We start from the raw sequence: 21539 nt of genomic DNA on the forward strand, positions 1-21539 counted from the left end.
TTAGGACTTCCGGGCGCAACCGGAACCCGCGGTCACGCAACCGTCAAACAGATGTCAATCGCCGCCCGCCGGAACATGACGGATTCATGACAGCCGTAACCGTCAATGCGCCCGTCCGTGAGCGACACTGGGTCCGTGGCACACAGCTTGCTGCTGGTCGACGACGAGCCGCGGATCCGGCGGGTACTGCGGCTTGCCCTGGAGGACGAGGGCTACCAGGTCGCGGAAGCCGCCAACGGGTACGACGCTCTGGCCGCGCTGCGCCGGGAGCCGCCGGACGTGGTGCTGCTGGACCTGATGCTGCCCGACCGGGACGGATTCACCGTCTGCCGGGAGATCCGCCGGTCCAGCGACGTACCCGTGATCATGGTGACCGCGCGGACCGACAGCCACGACGTGGTCGCCGGGCTGGAGGCCGGCGCGGACGACTACGTGACCAAGCCGCTGGTCGCGAAGGAGCTGTCGGCCCGGATCCGGGCGCTGCTGCGGCGGGTCGAGCCGTCCAACGCGCGTCAGGCCGAGCTCGTCGAGGTCGGTGACCTGCGCATCGACATACCGGGCGCCGAGGTGACGCGGGACGGCGAGGCGCTGCCGCTGACCCGGACCGAGTTCAAGCTGCTCGCCGAGCTGGCCGGCGCCGAGGGCAAGGTGCTCAGCCGGGAGCAGCTGCTGTCGAAGGTCTGGGGCTACGGGTACTTCGGTGACAGCCGGATCGTCGACGTCCACGTCCGGAGGCTCCGGCTGAAGATCGAGCGCGACCCGGCCAGCCCGAAGCATCTCGTCACCGCCCGCGGCCTGGGCTACCGACTGGTGAGCTGACGTTGCTGGGACGGGTCAGCCTGCGAGGCCGCGTGATGCTGGCGTACGGCCTGTTGGCGCTCGGGTTGTCCACCGTGCTGGCGATCGTGACGTGGAATGTGGTCTCGGACTACCTGACCGAGCAGCGCGTCTCGTCAGCGGTGGTGGTCACGTCGGACAACGCGGCAGCGCTGCGGTACGGGCTGTTCGGCGCGCCGGAGCCGTGCCGGCCGGCCCGGGAGCGAGCCGAGTGTGGCAGTCCGATGCTGCAGACCGGCGTACCGGTGATGGATGTGCTGAACAGCCTGCCGTCCACCGATGCGGCCGCGTCGATGCTGTATCTCGAGGACCATTGGTACGCGTTGACGGGTACGCCGTCGGACCTGCCGACCGATCTGATCCAGACGGCGCTGGGCGGGTCCGTCGTACAGCGGCGGATCGAGGTCGGCGGCCAGCCGGTGCTCGCGGTCGGTGTGCCGATGGGGCGCCAGGGGGAGGCGTTCTTCGAGTGGCATCCGCTGACGAGCCTGGACAACACGCTGCTGAAGCTGAAGATCACGCTGATCGCGGCGGCGATCGCGACCGCGCTGGTCGGGCTCGCGGTCGGGCGGCTGGCGAGCACGCTGGCGTTGCGGCCGCTGGCGGAGCTGACCCGGGTCGCGGACGCGGTCGCGCGCGGGAAGCTGGATGCGCGATTGCAGGCCGAGGAGGACCGGGATCTCGGTGGGCTGGCGCGGTCGTTCAACCAGACAGCCGCGGACCTGGAGCGGCGGGTGGCGGCGGACGCGCGGTTCGCGGGGGACGTGAGCCATGAGCTGCGTACGCCGTTGATGACGATGCTCAACTCGATGCAGCTGATCCAGAACCATCGCGCCGAGCTGCCGGCCGCCGTACGGGAGCCGGTGGAGCTGCTCGGCGACGACCTGGACCGTTTCCGCCGGCTGGTGATCGACCTGCTGGAGATCTCCCGCGACGACGGTGGTGACCGGGGGAGCCGGGAGATCGTCCGGATCGCCGACCTGGTCCGGGCCGCAGCGGACGCGACCGCGGGGCGGGAGCTGACCACGGTCGAGCCCGAGGCCGAGGGGCTCACGTTGCAGGCCGACAAGCGCCGGCTCGAGCGGGTGATCGCCAACCTGGTCGAGAACGCCGAAGACCACGCCGGCGGCTGCAAGGGCGTCGGGGTCGAGGCCGGTGGGCTCGGCGTCGTCATCACCGTCGACGACGCGGGCCCAGGCATCGCCGCCGAGGACCGCACCCGCGTCTTCGAACGCTTCGGCCGCGGCGAAACCTCCGGCCGCGGCCGCGGCGTAGGCCTGGGCCTGGCCATCGTCGCCCGCCACGTCCAATGGCACCACGGCACCATCCAGGTCACCGACCGCCCCGGCGGCGGCGCCCGCTTCATCGTCGAGCTCCCCGCGAAAATCAGCTGACGGTTCTGGTGCCCCCCGCTACTCTGGGGGCATGGCTACTTGCCTCTGTGTCTAGCTGGCGCACTCCATCTGACAGGTGAAGTGCGTCTACTAGTATTCACGGAGAGTAACCATCATGATCACCGCTCGCGGTGTAGATATTCGTGTCGGCGCTCAGCTGCTGCTGGCCGATCTTTCGTTCACTGTCGGCGCGGGCGACCGCGTCGGACTCATCGGGCGCAACGGCGCCGGCAAGACCACCCTGCTCACGACGCTGGCCGGCGAGCGCCGCCAGGCGGCGGGTGAGATCGCCGTGACCGGGTCCATCGGCTACCTGCCGCAGGACCCGCGCGCGGCCGACCCCGCGATCACCGTCACCGACCGCATCCTGTCCGCCCGCGGCATGGACACCGCCGTACGCCGGCTGCGCGCGGCCGAGACCGCGATGAGCACCGCGACCGGCGAGGCCCAGGAGAAGGCGATGGCGTCGTACGCGCGCGCCGAAGCGGAGTTCCAGGCGGGCGGCGGCTACGCGGCCGAGGCGGACGCGGCCCGGCTCGCGGCCGGTGTCGGCCTGCCCAACCGCGCCCTCGAGCAGCCGATCGGGCACCTGTCCGGCGGTCAGCGCCGCCGGGTCGAGCTGGCCCGGATCCTGTTCGCGCAGCACGACATGCTGCTGCTCGACGAGCCGACCAACCACCTCGACGCGGACTCGGTGCTCTGGCTGCGGCAGTTCCTGCTGTCCTACCCGGGCGGCCTGATCGTGATCAGCCACGACCGTGAGTTGCTCAGGGCAACGGTCAACCGGGTCTTCCACCTGGACCCGCAGCGGCTGACGATCGACATCTACAACACCGGCTGGAAGAAGTACCTCGAGCAGCTGCAGCTGGACGAGCGACGCCGGCAGCGCGAGCGCGCGGTCGCCGAACGCAAGGCCGCGGTCCTGCACACCCAGGCGGCGAAGATGCAGGCCGGCGCCAGCACCGCCATGGCGGCCAAGAACATGGCCCGTCGCGCGGACAAGCTGCTGTCGGACCTGGAGCCGGTACGCCGGGCCGCGCGGGTGGCGAAGATCCGTCTGCCCGCGCCGGCGCCGTCCGGCAAGACGCCGCTGTCCGCAGTCGGCCTGAAGAAGGCGTACGGCGGACTCCGGGTGCTGAACGGCGTCGACCTGGCCGTCGACCGCGGCAGCCGGGTCGTCATCCTCGGGCTGAACGGCGCGGGCAAGACGACCCTGCTCCGGCTCCTCGCGGGCCGCGAACAGCCGGACGCCGGTCGCGTCGTACCCGGTCACGGCCTGCGGCTCGGGTACTTCGCCCAGGAGCACGACACCCTGGACCTGGCCGGCACCGTCCGGCAGAACCTGGCCGCGGTCGCGCCCGGGCTGACCGACGGCGAGGTCCGGAACGTGCTCGGCTCGTTCCTGTTCAGCGGTGACGACGTCGACAAGCCGGCCGGCGTGCTGTCCGGCGGGGAGAAGACGCGGCTCGCGCTCGCCGGGCTGGTCCACTCCAGCGCGAACGTGCTGCTGCTGGACGAGCCGACCAACAACCTCGACCCGGTGTCGAGGGACGAGGTCCTGGGCGCGGTCGGCAGCTACCCGGGCGCGATCGTGATGGTCACCCACGACGAGGGCGCGATCGAGGCCCTCCGCCCCGACCGCGTGCTGATCCTGCCCGACGCCACCGAGGACCTCTGGTCCGACGACTACCTGGACCTGGTCTCGCTCGCCTGACCCTCCCTCGGCCCACGAGATGGGTTCACCCATCCCGTTGTGGGTTCCCTCCACCGCAGGCGCCGGGGGAACCCACAACAAAGTGGGTGAACCCATCGCGTGGGGTCGGGGGTCAACCCTGGGGTTGAGAGCCGGGTTCCACCCGGGTCTCACCTCGGGGCTGACGTCCGCGGGGGCGATTCCGGGGAGTGTTGTCATCGACAACAAACCTCGTCGGAAGGAACCAGAACAATGTCGGCCGTGATCGGTATCTTGGTGGGTCTGCTGGTGCTGGTGCGCGTGATCGGCCGGCAGGTGACCGGTTCGCTCGTCACCCAGAAGTCGCTGTTCCTGATGCCGGTGATCCTGCTGGGCATCGGGCTGCTCTCGCTCTCGTCCGCCGTCCACGGCGCGACCACCGGTGAGCTCGCCTTCCTCGCTCTCGACTGTGTCGTGCTGGCCGGGTTCGGTGTCGCCCGTGGCGCCAGCGTCCGGCTCTCGCCGACCGACCAGGGCCTGTTCCAGAAGGGCACTGCGGCCACCCTCGTCCTCTGGCTGGTGACGATCGCACTCCGGATCGGTACGTCGTTCGCCTCGGCCGCGCTCTGGCCGCACAACACCTTCGGTACGTCGACGCTCGCGCTGACCATCGGCGTCACGCTGGCCGCCCAGAGCGCGATGATCTACCGCCGCTCGCTGGCGATGAACATCCCGTTCGCCACCCAGCGGGCATGATGAGGGCATGAACTCGAGGTTCGCGGACCAGGTACGGAACTCCTCCGTGCCTGGTCTGCTGCTGCGGGCGGTCCCTGGCATCCTGACGATCGTCACGGTCGTCTTCGCCGCCCGGAACTACGACCGGCATCGCCTGCCGTACCTGGTGATCGTCGCCCTCGGCGTCATCGTTGTCGTCAGCAACATCTCGCTGTTCTGGCTCAGGTACGGCGAACCACCCGGATGGGCCGCCTACGGCCTGCTGGTGTTCGCGATCGCCGGGTCGCTGCTGTGGTACGCGGTCCCGCAGAGCGTGATGCTGTTCGTACCGTTCTGGGTGAGCCGCATGGCGGTCCGCTACTACCGGGCGGGGCCGGTCGAGTGGATCGTCGTCACGGTCGCCATCCTCGGCGCGAGCCTGCCGCTGTTCCTCACCACGCGGTCGGCGCCGGGCGCGATCGGGGCGGGCTTCGGGGTGGTCGCGCTGACGCTGGCCGCGGTCAACCGGCGGAACCGGGAGCAGCAGCTGGAGGATCTCGAGGTGTCGCTGGCGCGTAAGCAGGCCGCGATCGAGGAGCACGAGCGCGCGGCGGCGCTGGCCGAGCGGGCACGGATCGCGCGCGACGTGCACGACGTACTCGCGCATTCCCTGGCGGGGCTGTCGTTGAGTCTGCAAGGTGCGCGGTTGATGCTCGTGCGGGACGGGGCGTCGCCGGAGGCGGTCGAGCAGGTGACCCGGGCGCAAGGGCTGGCGGCCGAGGGGCTGGCCGAGGCGCGGCGGGCGGTGGCGGCGCTGCGGGAGGACGCGGTTCCCGACGTACGGGCGCTCGGCGATCTCGTCACGGCGTACCGGCTGGAGAGTGGAGCGACCGCGGACTTCGCGGTGGAAGGTACGCCGCGGGAGCTGCCGGCCGACGTGATGAGCACGCTGTACCGGACCGTGCAGGAGGCGCTCGTGAACACCCGCAAGCACGCGCCCGGTGCGCCGGTGCAGGTGAACCTGTCGTACGGCGACGTGGTCGGTCTGACCATCGAGGACCGGCCGGGGAAACGGCCGGATCGGGCGGCACCGGGCGGCTATGGTCTGGTCGGGATGCGCGAACGGGCCGACCTGGTCGGCGGATCATTGGAGGCCGGCCCGACATCCACGGGCTGGCGAGTGGAGCTCAAGGTCAAGGTATGAGTGTGCGAGTGGTGGTCGCGGACGACCAGACAGTGGTGCGGGACGGGCTGGTGACGTTGCTGAAGCTGCTGCCCGGGATCGACGTGGTCGCGGCGGCGTCGGACGGCCAGGAGGCGGTCCAGTTGGTTGCCGAGCACGATCCGGACGTCCTGCTGATCGATCTCCGGATGCCGACGATGGACGGCGTGGAGGCGACGCGCCAGGTGCGCGCGGATCATCCGCGGACCGAGGTGGTCGTGCTGACGACGTACAGCGACGACGATTCGGTGCTGTCCGCGCTCCGGGCCGGCGCCCGTGGGTTCCTCACCAAGGACGCCGACGCCGAGTCGATCGGCCGCGCCCTGGAAGCGGCCGCCGACGGCCAGTCGATCGTCGACGCCGAGGTCCAGCGCCGCCTGATCGAAGGCGCCACCACCAAGCCCCCCGAGCCCACGGACACCGGCCTGACGCCGCGCGAGCTAGAAGTACTGCGCCTGATCGCTGAAGGCCTCTCCAACACCGAGATCGCGAGACATCTCGTGGTCAGCGAAGCCACGGTCAAGACTCACATCAACCACCTGTTCGCCAAGGCCAACCTCCGCGACCGAGCCCAGGCCGTCGCCTACGCCTACCGCCTGGGCCTCGCCTGACGCACACCATCCATCAACAGATCCAGATGCCCGGCAGGTAGACCCGCCGCAGAGTTTGTGCGACTGGGTTGCATCTGGGGGCGGTGCGGCGTTTACTGGCGGATCGTGAGATGGATGGACGTGAGCGGCCGGGAGCGGGGCGCGGTTGGTGCGATGGCGGCGTTCGTGCTGCTGTTGCATCTGGTGGGCTGGGGTGTGCTGGCGCTCGTCGTGGCGCCGCGGCATTACGTGCTGGGGTCGGCCGGGGTGTTCGGGGTCGGGCTCGGTGTGACGGCGTACACGCTGGGGATGCGGCACGCGTTCGACGCCGACCACATCGCCGCGATCGACAACACCACCCGGAAGCTGATGGCGGACGGGCGGCGGCCGTTGTCGGTCGGGTTCTGGTTCTCGCTCGGGCACTCGACCGTCGTGTTCGTGCTGTGCTTCCTGCTCGGGATCGGCGTCCGCGCGCTCGCCGGGCAGGTCGCGGACGACTCGTCGCGCCTCCAGCAGCTCACCGGCGTCATCGGTACGGCGGTCTCCGGCGTCTTCCTCTACCTGATCGCGGCGCTCAACCTCGCCGTACTGGTTGCCGTGGTCAAGGTGTTCCGCCGGATGCGCACCGGCGAGTACGACGAGGCCTCGCTCGAGCAGCACCTCGACAACCGTGGCTTCATGAACCGCATCCTGGCCGGCGTGACGAAGGCGGTCACCCGTCCGTGGCAGATGTACCCGATCGGCTTCCTCTTCGGCCTCGGCTTCGACACCGCGACCGAGGTCAGTCTGCTGGTGCTCGCCGGCGGCGCGGCCGCGTTCAGCCTGCCGTGGTACGCCGTGCTCACGCTGCCGATCCTGTTCGCGGCGGGGATGAGTCTGCTCGACACCATCGACGGCTGCCTGATGAATTTCGCCTACGGCTGGGCGTTCGCGAAACCGGTCCGCAAGGTGTACTACAACATCACGATCACCGGCCTGTCGGTCGCGGTCGCGCTGGTGATCGGCACCATCGAGCTGATCTCGATCCTGACCGACAAGCTGCACATCGACCACGGCCCGCTGGCCGCGATCGCCGGCGTCGACCTGAACTACGTCGGGTATGCCATCGTCGCCCTGTTCGTCCTCACCTGGGTCGCCGCCCAGGCGGTCTGGAAGTACGCCCGGATCGAAGAGAAGTGGTCCACCGGCTGATCTGTTGCCTGTCCACGGCCCTGTGACCTATCGTGAATATATGAAGAGTTCTGCAGATGTGCAGCTCGACGAGTGCAAGGTCCGGCTGGTCAATCCTGAGCGCGTGGCGAGCGTCAACGCCAGGATGCCGGGCGAGGACGACATCGTCGACACTGCCGACGTCTTCGGGCTGCTCGGCGACCCGCGGCGGCTGAAGCTGCTGGTCGCCCTGCTCGACGGGGAGCTGTGCGTCTGCGATCTCGCCGCGATCACCGGGCTGAGCGAGTCCGCCACCTCGCATGCCCTCCGGCTGCTCCGCGCGCACCGGGTCGTCTCCGTACGGCGTGACGGCCGGAACGCGTTCTACCGCCTCGACGACGCGCACGTCCGGATGCTCGTCGACCTGGCCGTCGCCCACACCGAGCACACCGACGCCATCCACCCGGAGAGGTCTGAGTCATGAGCGCGGGCCACGGGCATGGTCATGCGGTGAGCGCGGCCGCGGACAAGAAGCTGCTCAGCGGGGCGCTCGCGCTGATCGTCGGCTTCATGATCGCGGAGGTGATCGTCGGGTTCGCGGCCGGTTCGCTGGCCTTGGTCACCGACGCGGCGCACATGCTGACCGATGCGATCGCCATTGCGCTGGCCCTGCTCGCGATCCGGCTGGCCGCGAAGCCACCGGCCGGTGGGTTCACGTACGGCTTCAAGCGGGTCGAGATCCTGTCCGCGCAGGCCAACGGGATCACGCTGCTGCTGCTCGCGGCGTACTTCGTCTACGAAGCCGTCAACCGGATGATCCATCCGCCCGAGGTGAAGGGCGCCCTGGTCCTGATCACCGGCGTGGTCGGTATCGCGGTGAACCTGCTCGCCACCTGGCTGATCAGCAAGGCGAACCGCTCCAGCTTGAACGTCGAGGGCGCGTTCCAGCACATCCTGAACGACCTGTTCGCGTTCATCGCGACCGCGATCGCCGGTCTCGTCGTACTGCTCACCGGGTTCGCCCGGGCCGACGCGATCGCGGCGCTCGTGGTGGCCGCGCTGATGCTGAAGGCCGGGATCTCACTGGTCCGCGACTCGGGCCGCATCTTCCTCGAGGCTGCGCCGATCGCGATCGACCCGCAGGCACTCGGCGCCGAACTGTGCGCGATCGAGGGCGTCGTCGAGGTGCACGACCTGCACGTCTGGGAGATCACCTCCGGCGAGCCGGCCGCGTCCGCGCACATCCTGGTTGCCGAAGGCCTCGACTGTCACCAGATCCGGATCCAGATCGAGCAGGTGCTGGCCGAGCGCCACCACCTGACTCACTCCACTCTCCAGGTCGACCATGCCACCGGCGGGACGCACTGCAGCGACGCGCACGGCGCGGTGCATCGCTCGTCGATCACAAGCGCTGGGCGAGCACCTGACCCGGCCAGTCCGGCTCATTGACCCGCGGTACGGCGAACGCCACGTCGCGCGTGAACCCTTGCCGCTCGTAGTACCGGACCAGCGCGCCGTCGCCACCCGCGAAACAGTCGACGCGTAGCAGACCCGCACCGGCATCCCGGGCCAGCTCGCGGGCATGGTCGAGCAGTACGCCGCCGACGTTCTGCCCGGCGGATGCGCGCTCTGTCACCAGCAGGCGGACGTACAGCTCGGGTTCGGTTGCCGGTGGCAGGTACTCCATCGCCGCGCCGACCGCGAGCGCGCCGACAACTCGGCCGTCGGCCTCGGCCTGGGCCACCCACAGCCCGTCCTCGTCGGCGAAGCCGGTGATCTGCGCGACCCGGCGCGGGCTCGTCGAGTGTGGCGCCGTACCCCATTGCTCGGTCTGCCCACGGGCGACCAGCCACTCCGTGGCCCCGTCGAGGAGGGCGAGCACCGCCGGTACGTCGTCCCGCCCGGCCCGGCGGATCATCATCTGCACGCATCCAGAATAGGTTGACCGCAGATGTCGAAAGCCCGTCGGCAGTCTCTACCTAGAGGTGTAGAGAGGAGCTCACGATGAGCAAGACCGGAAAGCTGGACAAGACCTTCACCGCGCCGCTGCTGAAGAGCGACGCCAAGGGCGGCTGGACCTACCTGCAGATGCCGGGCTCGGCGGAGTACTTCGGGACCCGCGGCCTGGTCAAGGTCCGCGGCACGATGGACGGCCACCCGTTCGAGAGTTCGTTCATGGCACTCGGTGACGGAACGCACAAACTGCCCGTCAAGGGCGACCTGCGCACCCTGCTCGGCAAGCAGCCAGGTGACCAGATCACGGTGCATCTGGAAGAACGCCTCGGTTGAAAGCCACTCCCATTTGATCTGAGATCACCGTCACAGCCGGTCATGTTCTGAGTAAGGACTCTGTGAAGAATCGGTCCTGACCGGCTGCTCGGGTGGGGATCATCGCGGGCCTGACCGTAAGTTCGATGCTTGGGTGGTCCGTCGAAGTCAGGAGTGATCGAAGTGCTACGGGGCTCACGGGGCGTGCGATTGGCATGCCCACAACCAGCGGATCCGGTCTGACCGTGATCACGCTGAACAAGATTCTCGGTGTGGCCGGGGTGGTGCTGCTGCTCGGTGGCGGCCTGCTCGGGTTCCGCTCGGTCTCGGCCAGCGGCACGCGCTGCGGCTCGGCCTTCCAGCCGGCCGGCGGGATCACACCGATGGCCTGCGACAACGCGCTGAACGCTGCGAGCACCCTGGTGACGATCGTGATCAGCGCCGGTGTGCTGTGCCTGATCGCCGCCGTCACGGTCAAGGTCGTCCGCGACCGGACTCGCGACAAGGTCGCCGCCTGAAACGAGGTGCGATGCCTGCCCCGGTGCGACAAGGTACCGGGGTGACGATCGAACCGTTCCGGCTGGACGTGCCGGAGACCGAGCTGGACGACCTGCGCCGGCGCCTGGATCTGGTGCGCTGGCCCTCAGAGCTGCCTGACGTGGGTTGGTCCCGCGGTGTCCCGGTCGCCTACCTTCAAGACCTCGTTGCCTATTGGCGGGACGAGTACGACTGGCGCGCCGCCGAAGCACAGTTGAACGAGTGGCCGCAGTACGCAACCACGATCGACCGTGCCCAGGTCCATTTCGCCCACCTCCCGTCGCCGGATCCGGACGCGATCCCGCTGGTCCTCACTCACGGCTGGCCGGGGTCGATCGTCGAGTTCACCGCGGTCGCCAAACTGCTGACCGACTTCCACCTGGTGCTCCCGACCATCCCCGGCTTCACCTTGTCCGGCCCGGTTCGCGAGCCCGGCTGGGAGTTCAAGCGCGTCGCCCGCGCCTGGACCGAGCTGATGACACGCCTCGGTTACGACCGGTACGGCGTACAGGGTGGCGACTGGGGTGCGGCGATCTCGCGGGAGGTCGGGCGGATCGACCCCGACCGCGTGATCGGCGTACATCTCAACCTGATCCCCGGCGCCGGCGCGACGTCCGAGCCGACACCGGAGGAGCTCGCGCCGCTCGATCCCGCCGAGCGCGAGCGCACGTGGGCGTCGTGGCGCCGGCAGCAGGCCTTCGCCGGCGAGCAGCAGGGGTACGCCGACCTGCAGTCGACGCGCCCGCAGACGCTGGCGTACGCGCTGACCGACTCACCGGTGGGGCAGCTGGCCTGGATCGCGGAGAAGTTCGCGACCTGGACCGATCCGGCGTCGCCGATCGACCGCGACCTGCTGCTCACCAACGTCATGCTCTATTGGCTGACCCGGACCGCAGGGTCGGCCGGCGCGATCTACTACGAGCGCGCGCACGCGTCGTACTGGGGCCAGCCGGCGGAGCCGTCGCGGACGCCGACGGCCCTGCTCGACCTGGCGCACGAGAACTTCATCCCGCTGCGGCACAAGGTCGCCGACAGCGACAACATCGTCCGATGGACCAGCCATCCGCACGGCGGTCACTTCGCCGCGATGGAACAGCCGGACGTGCTGGCCGCGGACATCCGCGCCTTCTTCAGGGCTTGAGCACCAACTTGCCGGTGGTCCGACGGGCCAGGAGGTCCTCATGGGAGCGCCGGGCATCTTCGAGCCGGTACTCCGCGCCCACCAGCGGACTGAGCTTCTTGGCAGCGGTCAGCGCGAGCAGCTCGGTCAAGGGTTCGACGTACCCGCCGGGCAGGTCCATCGCCGGGACCAGCCAGAAGCCGGCCACCGAAAGGTTGCGCTGGGCAAGGGCACTCGGGTCGACCGACGGCCGGCCTTCCCTGCTGGCGTTGCCGTAGTTGACCAGGCGGCCGAAGCCGGCCAGGCACTCCAGCCCGGCGAGCATCGTCCGGCCGCCGGTCGAGTCCAGCACGATGTCCACGCCGCCGGTTGCCTTCAGCACCCTCTCGGCGTAGCCGTCCGGATTGTTGTCCACAGCAACATCAGCTCCGAGCTCGATCGCCAGCTCCCGCTTGGCGTCGGTCGACGCGGTCGCAATCACCTGCCCGGCCCCGAAGTGCTTCGCCAGCTGAACGGCCAGCGAGCCGACTCCGCCTGCCGCGGCGTTGACCAGGACGGTCTCGCCGGGGGTGAACCGCGCGCTGTTCTTCAGCACATGCCAGGCGGTCAGGCCCTGGATGAGCAGCGCGAGCGCCTGCCCGTCGCTGACCTCGTCCGGTACGTCGACGGCCCGGTGCGCCGGCGCGACGGCGTACTCGGCGTACCCGCCGCCGGTCTCGAAGATGGGGGAGAGGATCCGGCGGCCGTTCGCCCGGCCGACGATCTCGACACCGGGGACGAACGGGAGCGTGACGCCGCCGCGGTACGAGCCGTCGGTCCGGTGCGTGTCGGCGAAGTTCACGCCGGCGGCGCTCACCTCCACCGGGAGCTGGTCCGGTCCGGCCGTCGGCGGATCGAGCTCGGTCGGGACGAGAACCTCGGGACCGCCGAACTGGGTGACCTGGATCGCGCGCATGGGGGTGTCTGTCCGTTCTGCTGGGCGAACTATCGTTGCCGCATGAGTTTTACCGGGTTTCCGGCTGCGGCGCTGGATTTCTACGACGATCTCGAAATGGACAACACGAAGTCGTTCTGGACGGCGCACAAGCAGGTGTACGAGGAGTCGGTCCGGGCGCCGATGACAGCGTTGCTGGCGGAGCTCGAGGACGAGTTCGGTGCGGCCAAGCTGTTCCGCCCGTACCGCGATGTGCGGTTCGCCAAGGACAAGACGCCGTACAAGACGCACCAGGGCGCCTTCATCGACCTCGCTCCGGCGACGGGTTGGTATGTCCAGGTGTCCGCGCCAGGTGTCCGCGTCGCCGCCGGCTTCTACGACGCGACCTCCGAGCGGCTGGGCCGGGTCCGCACCGCCATCGACGACGACCGCCGCGGCCGGCAGCTGGAGAAGCTACTGGCCAAGCTCACCCGGACCGGCTGGACGGTAGGCGGCGACAAACTCAAGACCAGCCCCCGCGGCTACGACCCCGACCATCCCCGGATCGACCTCCTCCGGCACAAGTCCCTGACCGTCTCCAAGTCCTACGGCTTCGAGCCGGTCATCCACACCCCCGACCTGGCCGTCCAGATCCGCACCGACTGGCGCGCCACCAAACCCCTCCTGACCTGGCTGACCGACAACACCTGACAGCCGGCCGGCCCTGCTCGCGAGGCGTGTCGCGAGCAGCGGTCAGCGCTCGAAGTCCTTGCGGATGTCGGTGAGGAGGTCGCGGGTCTTGTTCGGGGGAGGGGCGGCGACGCAGAGGGCTTCCATGGTGGCCGTGTACTGGTCGAGGTCTTCCAGCTTGTCCAGGTACAGGGCGCTGGTGAGGTGCTCGATGTAGACCATGTCCGGCAGGTCCTGCTCCGGGAATCGGAGGATGCTGTAGGCGCCACCGGTGGCCGCGTGGCCACCGACGCTGAACGGCATCACCTGCAGCGTGACGTTGGGCAGCTGCGACGCGTCGATCAGGTGGGTCAACTGCTCGATCATGCTCTTGACGCCGCCGATCGGCCGACGCAGGACCGCCTCGTCCACGACGGCCCACAGGCGCACCGGCTCCGGCCGGGTCAGGACGCCCTGCCGGTTGGTCCGGAGGGTGACGCGACGCTCGACCTCTTCGCCCGGGATCATCCCGCGGCCGAGCTGGACCACCGCGCGGATGTAGTCGGGGGTCTGCAACAGCCCGGGAATGAACTGCAGCTCGTAGACACGGATCAGCTGTGCCGCGGCTTCGAGGTCGAGGTAGGAGTGGAACCAGCTCGGCAGCACGTCGCCGTACCGGTGCCACCAGCCGGGGTTGTTCGCCTCGCGCGCGAGACGTAGCAGCCGCTCGCGCTCTTCCTCGTCGTCGAGCCCGTACAGACTGAGCAGGTCGCCGACGTCGCGTTCCTTCAGGCCGACGCGGCCCAGCTCCATCCGGCTGATCTTGGACTCCGACGACCGGATCTCCCAGCCCGCGTCCGACCGGCTGATACCGGCCGCCGCCCGCATCCGGCGAAGGTGCGCTCCGAGAATGACGCGCAGCGCGGTCGGTCCGCTTTGCGCGCCCGACTCGGTCACCCCAACCTCCCTGCGGCCCCAGCGATCTCCATCAACAACAACCTCACCCGCGAGTGCACATCATCGCACGGTAGGGCGCTGAACTGCCGAAGTTCTTACAAAAGGGCGGCGAATCCGCAGCAGCGATCACGGAGCGTAAGACTAGCCGATCCACTCCGACGCCAATTTGTCAGTACATAGTAGCCGGGCAACGCGCCGTCGAACACCGTTCGGCGAGCCTCGATCCAGCCTCCCCCAGGCGGAACGGGGTCTGTTGTGGTCTCGAATTGGAAAACGTGCGGATGCACGTGCATCGGGCGCTTGCATTCGTCGCGTGCCGACGCCATGATTGATTCATGCACAGAAGGTGAGCTGGTTCTCGCGAAACGTGACATTGCGTGAGCCGGCAGGCCGGTCCTTACAGAGCGCCAATGGCCCCCCGTTGGCATGACTGGTTGGGGAACCCGAGTCGATGAACGACAACGACAGTGAGGTTGTGGAGCAGACCGCCGAGATGGTCGGCGGCCGCGCGCCCGAGGAGCTGACGGAGCGGGAGATCCAGGAACTGGTTGCGCGTTGCCCCGAGCAACAGCGCTGGGCCTTCGAGGGCTGGTTGCGCGGTGTTCGCCAACTCGACGGCGACCCCATCGTGAGCCTGGCTCCATGACCACCGACAGAGCAGTAGGAGGACGGAAGATGGTGCGGATCTGGCTGGGCGACCACCTGATCGCCGAGTACGTCGCCGAGCCGGACCGCGCGTCGCGGTACCAGCGAGTGATGACGCCGAAGTTCACCGGATTGCGAATCACCGTTGACAATGCGGCCACCGGGAAGGCGTCCGAGCTGCCGAGCGAACAGCTCTGGCCGCTCACCGTCCAGTAGTTCTCGTACTCGCCCCTCAGACACGCCGGGGCCGACTCTCGCCGGAGGGTTGGCCCCGGCGTTTCCATGTGCTCGGCGCCCATCCCCGAGCCGATCCGCCGGCCGCTGCCGGACGTCGTCCGCGCCGGCCGCCGGTCGCGCCGGACCATCGATCTCCGGGCACACGAAAGGGCCCCTTCGTCACTCGCCTGGCGAAGGGGCCCTTGCTCTTTCGTGTTACCGGTACTGCTCTGTGGTGCTCAGGCGAGGTAGTCGAACTCGCCGTCGTGAACGCCGCCGAGGAACGCCTCGATCTCGGCCTTCGTGAACACCAGGGCCGGGCCGTCGGTGAAGCGCGAGTTGCGCACCGCCACACCGCCGTCCGACAGCTTCGCAACCTCGACACAGTTGCCGTTGGGGCCGCTGCGCTGGCTCTTCTTCCAGATCAGCTCACTGTTCGAGTCGCCGGGCATGCCGTTGTAGATCGCAGTCATCAGCTGCACCTTCCATACGTCCTTGGCATATGCACGTGCATTTGGCCTTGCATTTGCATCGTACACGGTTTGGGGTCCCGTGTCCGCTCCCTTACTTCCTGTGATCGCCTCGCCGAGGAACGCCCTTTCACCGGCGTGTTCGGTCGCCATGAGTGACGGTTTTGGGTTCTGTGCATGAGAACCGGTGAGGTGGGTACGACTTCTCCTGCAGGCATGACCGTGGTTCAGCGAAGTGCCACGCCGTGACGAGACAGTCGCGAGGTCATACCAATGGTTACGAGCACGATGGAGCGGGTTTCTTCCCGCGGCACTACTCCGGCCGATCGGGCCGTCCGTGAAACAGCTACCCGGAAGTTGATGGAACGCCGGGCTGCCAGCACCGCCGAAGGCGAGCGGCAGGAACTTCTCGAACAGGTCGTCGAGCTCAACCTGGAAATGGCGCAGGGCATCGCGCGCCGGTTCCGCGGGCGCGGCGCCGAGGCAGACGACCTGGAGCAGGTCGCATACCTGGGGCTGGTGAAAGCAGCCCATCACTACCGGCTCGAGGCGGAGACCCCGTTCATCGGGTTCGCCATCCCGACCATCCGCGGCGAGGTCAAACGGTACTTCCGTGACTGCGCCTGGACGGTCCGGATCCCGCGCCGGCTGCAGGAGATGCAAGGCACGATCGCGACCAAGCTGCCGGAGCTCGAGCAGCAGCTGAATCGCGAGCCGACGCCGGCGGAGATCGCCGAGCACCTCGAGGTCGAGGTGACCGAGGTCGAGCAGGCGCTGGCAGCGAAGGGCTGTTTCAACGTGCTGTCGCTGGATCGGCCGGCCGAGGCCGACGCCGAACTGACGCTGGCCGATGTGGTCGCGGACGACGACGACTCGAGCATCGACCAGCTGGAAACGGTCGAGATGCTGGAGCCCGTGCTCGCCGATCTGGCCGAGCGCGACCGCCGGATCCTCCAACTGCGCTTCATCGAAGGCTGGACGCAGTCGGAGATCGGCAACGACATCGGCGTCAGCCAGATGCAGGTCTCCCGCGTGCTGCGCAGGATCCTCGACGACCTGCGCGACAAACTCGCCCCGACCCAGATCGCCGCCTAGGAGGTGCAGTCGGTCCGCCGCCGGCCTGAACTGCGGCGGACCGGCGCACCAGCCTTGGGCGCGCGACTCGCTGGCTGCTGAGTCTCACGGACGGTGCTGGGTACCGGCACAATGGGGGAGGACGAGGGGATAAGCAGTTGCTGTTGGCGTTGCGCCTGTTCAAGACCGTGCCCGCGGACGCGGTCTCGGTGGTGCGCGCCTACCCGCGGATGGTGGTGTGCTTCGCGGCTGCCCTGACCGGCACCGCGCTCGTGTTCGACGTCTTCTACCTCGTCGCCAGCCCCGGCCTCACGCTCGCGCTGGTCTATACAGTGCCGGTGCTCGCCGGGCTGATCGCGGGACTCGTCGCGGCGGCCGACGACGTCGGGCTGGAGCGACGCGTACTGCTGTCCACTGTCGGCCTGGCGATCGCCCTCGGCATCACCAACTCCATCGTGGTGGCGATGATCGCCGCGATGGCTCGTACCGACCCGTCGAACTGGTCGGCCGGCGGCCAGTCGGTCCTGTTCGCCGGCTGCACCGTGCTCGCGGTCGCCGTGTCGATCGTTGCCTGCCGCAAGATGATCGATGCGCTCGGCATCGAGCTGAGCACCAAGCTCCCGCACCGTCGCCGCCCGCCGGTTCCGGCGCGGGCGGTCTCGCTCGTCGCACCGCGTCCGAGGGTCAGCAAGGAGTCCGCGGCCCGCGCCCGGCCCGTCCCGCCACCACCGCCTCCGGTGGTCGTGCAGGATGAAGAGGAGACCATCCCGGTCTTCGTCCCGCCGCCCCTCAAGGTGGTCGACCCGGACGAGGCGCGCCCGGTCGGTCCGTTGGGTCAGGCCGCGCCACACGCCCCGCGCATGCGCCGTACTCCCCGGCGCAGCAACAAGCCGGGCCGTCGTCCCGGGACATAAGCTGCGAGACTGATCCTTGTGTGGGATCTGGTGATTGTGGGGGCCGGCCCGGCCGGGGCCGCGGCTGCGCTGGGGGCGTTGGGGGCGGATCCGAGTCTGTCGGTGCTGCTGGTCGACCGGCACGACTTTCCGCGGGACAAGGCCTGTGGTGACGGGATCGCGCCGCACGTGCTCGATCTGCTCGCCGGGGTCGGGGTCAAGGGGATCCTCGACGACTGGACCCCGGTACGGCGGTTCGTGCTGAACCGCGGCAGCGCCGGCGTGGACCGGGAGATGTCGCGGCCGACCTGGGTGGTGCCGCGGATGGTGTTCGACCAGCGGCTCGCCGAGGCGGCGCAGGCGGCCGGCGCCGAGTTGATCCGGCGACGGGTCCGCGGCCTGGAGATCCGTCGGGAGTCCGTCACGGTCGACGGCGACCTCGACAGCCGATTCGTGGTCGGCGCGGACGGCGCCCATTCCGTCGTACGGCGGGAGCTGGGGGCGAAGCCCGGGCCGGTCGCGCTGGCGATCCGGGGTTACGCGCCGACGCCGCCCGCGCGGGCAGCGAGTCAGGTGATCGCCTACGGTCCCGGCCGGCAACCGTCGTACGCGTGGTCCTTCGACCGCGGCGACGGCTGGTCGAACGTCGGGTACGGCGAACTCCTCGCCGGCACCCGCCCCAGCCGAGCAGCCCTGCTCGAACATCTCGAGACACTGCTGCCGGGAGCGACCGACGGCGGCGAGTCGTGGTGGGGTCATCACCTGCCACTGGCCGGCTGGTCCTGGCGGCCACAGAGCGGTCCGGTGCTGCTCGCCGGTGACGCGGCCGGCCTGATCAACCCGATGACCGGCGAGGGCATCTATTACGCGGTAGCGACCGGTCTGCTCGCCGGCCGGTCGATCGCGGATGCGCTCCGGGCGGGCAACTCGGACGCGGGTACGCCGTACCGTCGCCACACGTCCCGCCTGCTGTCGAGGCACCTGCGGCACACTGCACTCGTCGCCCAGCTCAGCCGCTCCGAGCGGATCCTCGATGCGGGCATCCGCGCGGCTGCTGCCGACCAGCGCATCTTCGACGACTTGGTCGAGCTGGGCCTCGCCGACGGCTTCCTCACTCGCCGCCTGCTCCGGAAGCTGCTGCCTTGACCGCGTAATCCACCGCATCGGAGACCCGCTCGACGGGCCAATCCAGCGTGCTGGCAAGCTCCACCGCCGAGAGCTGCCGATCGGCCTGCCAGAGGACGGCGAGGACGGACAGACAGTCCTGAAACCCCGCGCCGCCGGTCATGTCCTCGCTGAGTCGTTGGAAGAACTCGGCCATCTGCGTCAGCCGCTCGCCCGCCGGAGTGTCGCGCCCGACCAGCTCGACTCCCTCGGCCGCGGTCTCGGCCCAGTTGAAGTTGGTCCGCGCGCTCACCTCCCAGGCCTTCAGCCACACGTCCTCCGCGATCACGTAGTGCTGGAGCCGGCGTTGCGGATCGGCCTCGCGATGAACCATGCCCACCCGCTCGAGATATCCGATCGCCTTCGAGATCGACGCCGGGCTGACCCGCAGCTCCCGGACGAGGTCGGCCGCGGTGAGCGTGCGGGAGTCGGAGGTATAGAGCAGTGCGAGCACCCGCGACGCCATCCGCGGCAGTCCGCCGTCGACCATCATCGTCGCGAACCGCTCGACGTACGCCGCCCGCGGATCGCCCGCCTGCTGCGGGATCGTACGGCGACCCGCCTCCGGTCGCCGGCGTCGTGCCCGGGACGTGGTCGCGTAGTGCGCATGATCCGCCCGATACCCGCCTGGGCCGCCGTTGCGCGCGATCTCCCGGCTGATCGTCGACGTCGGCCGCTGCAGCTGCCGCGCGATCTCGGCGTACCCGAATCCGTCGGCCAGGCCGGCCGCGATGTCGAGCCGGTCCTGATGACTCAGCCTGCCTCCGGGCATCCGGAACCTCCGCGCGTTTACCGTCAGATCATTGCAACGAATTGCATTCTCTCGCAATCTCATTGCACAGAATGCCATGTTTTACAGGGCTTTGCGACCGCCTGTCCCGGAATTATCGTTGCCGATCGAGTGAATGCAACGTAGCTTCGCGGCCATGGTTCTGACAGTGGACGGCCTGCGGATGCGGTACGGCGACACGGAGGTCCTGCACGACGTCTCGTTCGCCGCGGGTCCGGGTGAGGTGGTCGCGCTGCTCGGCCCGAACGGGGCGGGCAAGAGTACGACGATCGAGATCCTCGAAGGCTTCCGGCTCCGATCGGCGGGGCGGGTCGAGGTGCTCGGCGTCGACCCGGCCGCAGGCGACGAGCGCTGGCGATCCCGGCTCGGCATCGTGCTGCAATCCTGGCGCGACCACGGCAACTGGCGCGTGCGCGAGCTCCTGCATCACCTCGGTTCGTACTACGCGCCGTACTCGACACCGGCCGCGCCCCGTCCGTGGCCTGCGGACGAACTGCTCGACGCCGTCGGTCTCGCCGCCCACGCCGGGCAGAAGATCAAGACCCTCTCCGGCGGTCAGCGTCGCCGGCTCGACGTCGCGATCGGGATCGTTGGACGCCCCGACGTTCTGTTCCTGGACGAGCCGATGACCGGGTTCGATCCGGAGGCGCGGTACGAGTTCCATGAGCTCGTCCGGCGCCTCGCGGCCGATCGGGGAACGACGATCCTGCTCACCACCCATGACCTCGACGAGGCGAGCAAGCTCGCGCACCGCATCCTCGTCCTCAGCGCCGGCCGCATTATCGCGTCCGGTACTGCCGCCCAGCTGACCGCTGATCAGGCTTCGCTCGAGGACGCCTATCTGGCACTGGTCCGTGGACAGGAGCACCGATGAGATTCCGGCCGGGCTGGCAGCGTGGACTGATCGAACTGCGGCAGTCGTTCACGAACCCGGCCGAACTCGTCAGCCACTTCCTCTGGCCGGTGCTGATGCTGATCGCGCTGTTCTTCCTCCGGCATCGCGACTTCGGCTCGACGGGCATCCTGCTCGGCGCGCTCGCACTGCCGAGCATCCTCGGGATGAACGCCTCCATGGGGATGGTCAGCATGAGTCAGTTGCTCACCGCCGATCGCGCGGACGGCACGCTGCTGCGAGCGAAGGCCGTACCCAACGGTATGGTCTGCTACCTGATCGGCAAGGTCGTGTCGGTCGCCGGGGGATTGCTCGTGGATCTGGCGATCCTGTTGATCCCCGGCCTGTTTCTGGTCAAGGGCCTCGCGCTCGGGTCGGCGCACTGGTTCACGCTCGTGTGGGTCCTGCTGCTGGGGCTGGTCGCGACGTTGCCGATCGGCGCGATCCTCGGCTCGTTGCTGACCACCGCGCGCGCCCAAGGCCTGACCCAGCTCCCGATGCTCGGGCTGATCGCAATCTCCGGCATCTTCTATCCGATCACCGCGCTGCCCGGTTGGCTGCAGGTGATCGGCCAGCTGACACCGATCTACTGGATGGGCCTCGGCATGCGGTCGGCGCTGCTTCCGTCCGAAGCGGTCGTGGTCGAGGTCGGCGAGTCCTGGCGGCACCTCGAGGCGGCCGCCGTGCTCGGCGTCTGGGCGGTGGTGGGATTGCTCCTGGCTCCCGTCGTACTGCGGCGGATGGCCCGCCGCGAATCCGGCTCGAAGGTCGCCGAGCGCCGCGAGCAGGCGCTCCGCCGGGTCGCCTGACACGACAGTTGTCGATGGTTGAACCACTCCTGGCTGGGGAGCGTTTGGAAGGAATAGAGGAGCGTTAGAACTGGGTGAAGATTCCACCGGGCGGCCGTGCTGAGCTTCAGAGCTGACTGCTAGCTGCGTTAGATTTGATCAAATCTTACCGAGCTGTCAGGGAGTGAGCGTGTGTATGTGGGATCTGACCGAGCAACAGAGGTCGGTCCTGCCTGCCGCGACTCGAGAGGACGGCCGGTGCTGAGCAAGGTCCTCGGCGCGGTGGGTGTGGTCCTGCTGATCGTCGGGGTGGTGTTCGCGGTCCGCCCGGTGCACGCCGGCGATGACAGCTGCGGCTCGGTCTTCCAGCCCGACGAGGGCATCACGCCGATGCAGTGCGACGCCCGGTTGAGCAGCCGCGGCGACCTGGTCACCGGCTTCGGCGCCGGCGGTGCCGCCCTGATCGTGACCGCGGTCGCGGCCGCCGCCATCCGCGAGCGCCGGACCCGCGTCAGCTCCGCCTGACGGGATCGTACGCTCGGGCTTGACCTTGACACTGTGTCAA

The 21539-nt window shown here is 69.0% G+C and carries 26 protein-coding genes; 21 read left to right on the forward strand and 5 right to left on the reverse strand.

Annotated features, from left to right (window positions below; all coding sequences use genetic code 11):
* The first annotated feature begins 135 nt into the window (after positions 1-135).
* The 9 genes from OHA18_RS24455 (at position 136) to OHA18_RS24495 (ending at position 9027) form a co-directional block, all read left to right on the forward strand.
* A complete protein-coding gene (locus OHA18_RS24455) occupies positions 136-819 on the forward strand; it encodes a response regulator (RefSeq protein ID WP_442914328.1) in 684 nt (227 codons plus the stop codon).
* Between the two features lie 2 nt (positions 820-821).
* Positions 822-2231, forward strand: a complete 1410-nt coding sequence (locus tag OHA18_RS24460) for a HAMP domain-containing sensor histidine kinase (protein WP_328997611.1) — start codon at positions 822-824, stop codon at positions 2229-2231.
* 115 nt (positions 2232-2346) lie between these two features.
* Positions 2347-3945 carry an ABC-F family ATP-binding cassette domain-containing protein gene (locus OHA18_RS24465; protein ID WP_328997612.1) on the forward strand — a complete coding sequence of 533 codons (1599 nt, stop codon included), beginning with the start codon at positions 2347-2349 and terminating at the stop codon, positions 3943-3945.
* A 240-nt stretch (positions 3946-4185) separates the two neighbouring features.
* Complete coding sequence (locus OHA18_RS24470; RefSeq protein WP_328997613.1) at positions 4186-4659, forward strand: hypothetical protein; 474 nt, start codon at positions 4186-4188, stop codon at positions 4657-4659.
* Positions 4660-4666: 7 nt separating this feature from the next.
* Entirely contained in the window at positions 4667-5821 is a 1155-nt protein-coding gene (locus tag OHA18_RS24475) for a sensor histidine kinase (protein ID WP_328997614.1), read from the forward strand.
* Complete coding sequence (locus OHA18_RS24480) at positions 5818-6450, forward strand: response regulator transcription factor (protein WP_328997615.1); 633 nt, start codon at positions 5818-5820, stop codon at positions 6448-6450. Before OHA18_RS24475 ends, OHA18_RS24480 begins: the two co-directional genes overlap by 4 nt.
* A gap of 114 nt (positions 6451-6564) precedes the next feature.
* A complete protein-coding gene (locus tag OHA18_RS24485; RefSeq protein WP_328997616.1) occupies positions 6565-7620 on the forward strand; it encodes a HoxN/HupN/NixA family nickel/cobalt transporter in 1056 nt (351 codons plus the stop codon).
* A 40-nt stretch (positions 7621-7660) separates the two neighbouring features.
* A complete protein-coding gene (locus OHA18_RS24490; RefSeq protein ID WP_328997617.1) occupies positions 7661-8062 on the forward strand; it encodes an ArsR/SmtB family transcription factor in 402 nt (133 codons plus the stop codon).
* Complete coding sequence (locus OHA18_RS24495) at positions 8059-9027, forward strand: cation diffusion facilitator family transporter (RefSeq protein WP_328997618.1); 969 nt, start codon at positions 8059-8061, stop codon at positions 9025-9027. The genes OHA18_RS24490 and OHA18_RS24495 overlap by 4 nt, the downstream gene beginning before the upstream one ends.
* Here OHA18_RS24495 and OHA18_RS24500 read toward each other — a convergent pair.
* Positions 8981-9499 (reverse strand): GNAT family N-acetyltransferase, encoded by a 519-nt coding sequence (locus OHA18_RS24500; protein WP_329006158.1) that lies wholly within the window; start codon positions 9497-9499, stop codon positions 8981-8983. The genes OHA18_RS24495 and OHA18_RS24500 overlap by 47 nt on opposite strands.
* Positions 9500-9582: 83 nt before the next feature.
* Between OHA18_RS24500 and OHA18_RS24505 the strand changes: the two genes are divergently transcribed.
* The 3 genes from OHA18_RS24505 (at position 9583) to OHA18_RS24515 (ending at position 11524) form a co-directional block, all read left to right on the forward strand.
* A complete protein-coding gene (locus OHA18_RS24505) occupies positions 9583-9867 on the forward strand; it encodes a DUF1905 domain-containing protein (RefSeq protein ID WP_328997619.1) in 285 nt (94 codons plus the stop codon).
* A gap of 194 nt (positions 9868-10061) precedes the next feature.
* Positions 10062-10364, forward strand: coding sequence for a hypothetical protein (locus tag OHA18_RS24510; RefSeq protein ID WP_328997620.1), 303 nt, complete (start codon positions 10062-10064; stop codon positions 10362-10364).
* Positions 10365-10405: 41 nt separating this feature from the next.
* Positions 10406-11524: an epoxide hydrolase family protein gene (locus OHA18_RS24515; protein ID WP_328997621.1), complete on the forward strand. Its 1119-nt coding sequence runs from the start codon at positions 10406-10408 to the stop codon at positions 11522-11524.
* Here the strand turns inward: OHA18_RS24515 and OHA18_RS24520 are convergent.
* Complete coding sequence (locus tag OHA18_RS24520) at positions 11514-12458, reverse strand: quinone oxidoreductase family protein (RefSeq protein WP_328997622.1); 945 nt, start codon at positions 12456-12458, stop codon at positions 11514-11516. The genes OHA18_RS24515 and OHA18_RS24520 overlap by 11 nt on opposite strands.
* A 42-nt stretch (positions 12459-12500) precedes the next feature.
* Between OHA18_RS24520 and OHA18_RS24525 the strand changes: the two genes are divergently transcribed.
* On the forward strand, positions 12501-13127 hold the full coding sequence (locus OHA18_RS24525) for a DUF2461 domain-containing protein (RefSeq protein ID WP_328997623.1): 627 nt from the start codon (positions 12501-12503) through the stop codon (positions 13125-13127).
* A 42-nt stretch (positions 13128-13169) separates the two neighbouring features.
* Here the strand turns inward: OHA18_RS24525 and OHA18_RS24530 are convergent, their stop codons facing one another.
* Entirely contained in the window at positions 13170-14042 is an 873-nt protein-coding gene (locus tag OHA18_RS24530) for a helix-turn-helix domain-containing protein (protein WP_328997624.1), read from the reverse strand.
* A gap of 451 nt (positions 14043-14493) precedes the next feature.
* Between OHA18_RS24530 and OHA18_RS24535 the strand changes: the two genes are divergently transcribed.
* Positions 14494-14688 carry a hypothetical protein gene (locus OHA18_RS24535; RefSeq protein WP_328997625.1) on the forward strand — a complete coding sequence of 65 codons (195 nt, stop codon included), beginning with the start codon at positions 14494-14496 and terminating at the stop codon, positions 14686-14688.
* Positions 14685-14903, forward strand: a complete 219-nt coding sequence (locus tag OHA18_RS24540) for a hypothetical protein (RefSeq protein WP_233714578.1) — start codon at positions 14685-14687, stop codon at positions 14901-14903. Before OHA18_RS24535 ends, OHA18_RS24540 begins: the two co-directional genes overlap by 4 nt.
* A 239-nt stretch (positions 14904-15142) precedes the next feature.
* Here OHA18_RS24540 and OHA18_RS24545 read toward each other — a convergent pair whose 3' ends face one another.
* Entirely contained in the window at positions 15143-15376 is a 234-nt protein-coding gene (locus tag OHA18_RS24545; RefSeq protein WP_328997626.1) for a DUF397 domain-containing protein, read from the reverse strand.
* Positions 15377-15733: 357 nt separating this feature from the next.
* Here OHA18_RS24545 and OHA18_RS24550 point away from each other — a divergent pair, with 357 nt between their 5' ends.
* From OHA18_RS24550 to OHA18_RS24560, 3 genes are all read left to right on the forward strand, one after another.
* A complete protein-coding gene (locus OHA18_RS24550) occupies positions 15734-16468 on the forward strand; it encodes a SigB/SigF/SigG family RNA polymerase sigma factor (RefSeq protein ID WP_328997627.1) in 735 nt (244 codons plus the stop codon).
* Between the two features lie 143 nt (positions 16469-16611).
* Positions 16612-17361, forward strand: coding sequence for a hypothetical protein (locus OHA18_RS24555; protein ID WP_328997628.1), 750 nt, complete (start codon positions 16612-16614; stop codon positions 17359-17361).
* Positions 17362-17379: 18 nt separating this feature from the next.
* On the forward strand, positions 17380-18486 hold the full coding sequence (locus OHA18_RS24560) for an NAD(P)/FAD-dependent oxidoreductase (protein WP_328997629.1): 1107 nt from the start codon (positions 17380-17382) through the stop codon (positions 18484-18486).
* Here the strand turns inward: OHA18_RS24560 and OHA18_RS24565 are convergent.
* A complete protein-coding gene (locus OHA18_RS24565) occupies positions 18452-19276 on the reverse strand; it encodes a MarR family transcriptional regulator (RefSeq protein ID WP_442914329.1) in 825 nt (274 codons plus the stop codon). The two genes, OHA18_RS24560 and OHA18_RS24565, sit on opposite strands and share 35 nt — an antisense overlap.
* Positions 19277-19430: 154 nt before the next feature.
* On the opposite strand from OHA18_RS24565, the gene OHA18_RS24570 reads away from it, so the two are divergent.
* The 3 genes from OHA18_RS24570 to OHA18_RS24580 all read left to right on the forward strand — a co-directional run bounded on the left by OHA18_RS24570 (position 19431) and on the right by OHA18_RS24580 (position 21499).
* On the forward strand, positions 19431-20168 hold the full coding sequence (locus OHA18_RS24570; protein ID WP_328997630.1) for an ABC transporter ATP-binding protein: 738 nt from the start codon (positions 19431-19433) through the stop codon (positions 20166-20168).
* On the forward strand, positions 20165-20995 hold the full coding sequence (locus OHA18_RS24575) for an ABC transporter permease (RefSeq protein ID WP_328997631.1): 831 nt from the start codon (positions 20165-20167) through the stop codon (positions 20993-20995). Before OHA18_RS24570 ends, OHA18_RS24575 begins: the two co-directional genes overlap by 4 nt.
* A gap of 237 nt (positions 20996-21232) precedes the next feature.
* Positions 21233-21499, forward strand: a complete 267-nt coding sequence (locus tag OHA18_RS24580) for a hypothetical protein (RefSeq protein ID WP_328997632.1) — start codon at positions 21233-21235, stop codon at positions 21497-21499.
* The last annotated feature ends 40 nt before the right edge of the window (positions 21500-21539 follow it).

This window comes from Kribbella sp. NBC_00709, from assembly GCF_036226565.1.
In the GTDB taxonomy this organism is placed as follows: Bacteria; Actinomycetota; Actinomycetes; order Propionibacteriales; family Kribbellaceae; genus Kribbella.

What these genes read in the sequence shown, in the direction of transcription:
- OHA18_RS24465 (WP_328997612.1), top strand. Translation starts at nt 2,347, where the DNA reads ATGATCACCGCTCGCGGTGTAGATATTCGTGTCGGCGCTCAGCTGCTG.
- OHA18_RS24475 (WP_328997614.1), top strand. Translation starts at nt 4,667, where the DNA reads ATGAACTCGAGGTTCGCGGACCAGGTACGGAACTCCTCCGTGCCTGGT.
- OHA18_RS24480 (WP_328997615.1), top strand. Translation starts at nt 5,818, where the DNA reads ATGAGTGTGCGAGTGGTGGTCGCGGACGACCAGACAGTGGTGCGGGAC.
- OHA18_RS24485 (WP_328997616.1), top strand. Translation starts at nt 6,565, where the DNA reads ATGGACGTGAGCGGCCGGGAGCGGGGCGCGGTTGGTGCGATGGCGGCG.
- OHA18_RS24490 (WP_328997617.1), top strand. Translation starts at nt 7,661, where the DNA reads ATGAAGAGTTCTGCAGATGTGCAGCTCGACGAGTGCAAGGTCCGGCTG.
- OHA18_RS24495 (WP_328997618.1), top strand. Translation starts at nt 8,059, where the DNA reads ATGAGCGCGGGCCACGGGCATGGTCATGCGGTGAGCGCGGCCGCGGAC.
- OHA18_RS24500 (WP_329006158.1), bottom strand. Translation starts at nt 9,499, where the DNA reads ATGATGATCCGCCGGGCCGGGCGGGACGACGTACCGGCGGTGCTCGCC.
- OHA18_RS24505 (WP_328997619.1), top strand. Translation starts at nt 9,583, where the DNA reads ATGAGCAAGACCGGAAAGCTGGACAAGACCTTCACCGCGCCGCTGCTG.
- OHA18_RS24510 (WP_328997620.1), top strand. Translation starts at nt 10,062, where the DNA reads ATGCCCACAACCAGCGGATCCGGTCTGACCGTGATCACGCTGAACAAG.
- OHA18_RS24520 (WP_328997622.1), bottom strand. Translation starts at nt 12,458, where the DNA reads ATGCGCGCGATCCAGGTCACCCAGTTCGGCGGTCCCGAGGTTCTCGTC.
- OHA18_RS24525 (WP_328997623.1), top strand. Translation starts at nt 12,501, where the DNA reads ATGAGTTTTACCGGGTTTCCGGCTGCGGCGCTGGATTTCTACGACGAT.
- OHA18_RS24535 (WP_328997625.1), top strand. Translation starts at nt 14,494, where the DNA reads ATGAACGACAACGACAGTGAGGTTGTGGAGCAGACCGCCGAGATGGTC.
- OHA18_RS24540 (WP_233714578.1), top strand. Translation starts at nt 14,685, where the DNA reads ATGACCACCGACAGAGCAGTAGGAGGACGGAAGATGGTGCGGATCTGG.
- OHA18_RS24545 (WP_328997626.1), bottom strand. Translation starts at nt 15,376, where the DNA reads ATGACTGCGATCTACAACGGCATGCCCGGCGACTCGAACAGTGAGCTG.
- OHA18_RS24550 (WP_328997627.1), top strand. Translation starts at nt 15,734, where the DNA reads ATGGAACGCCGGGCTGCCAGCACCGCCGAAGGCGAGCGGCAGGAACTT.
- OHA18_RS24565 (WP_442914329.1), bottom strand. Translation starts at nt 19,276, where the DNA reads ATGCCCGGAGGCAGGCTGAGTCATCAGGACCGGCTCGACATCGCGGCC.
- OHA18_RS24570 (WP_328997630.1), top strand. Translation starts at nt 19,431, where the DNA reads ATGGTTCTGACAGTGGACGGCCTGCGGATGCGGTACGGCGACACGGAG.
- OHA18_RS24575 (WP_328997631.1), top strand. Translation starts at nt 20,165, where the DNA reads ATGAGATTCCGGCCGGGCTGGCAGCGTGGACTGATCGAACTGCGGCAG.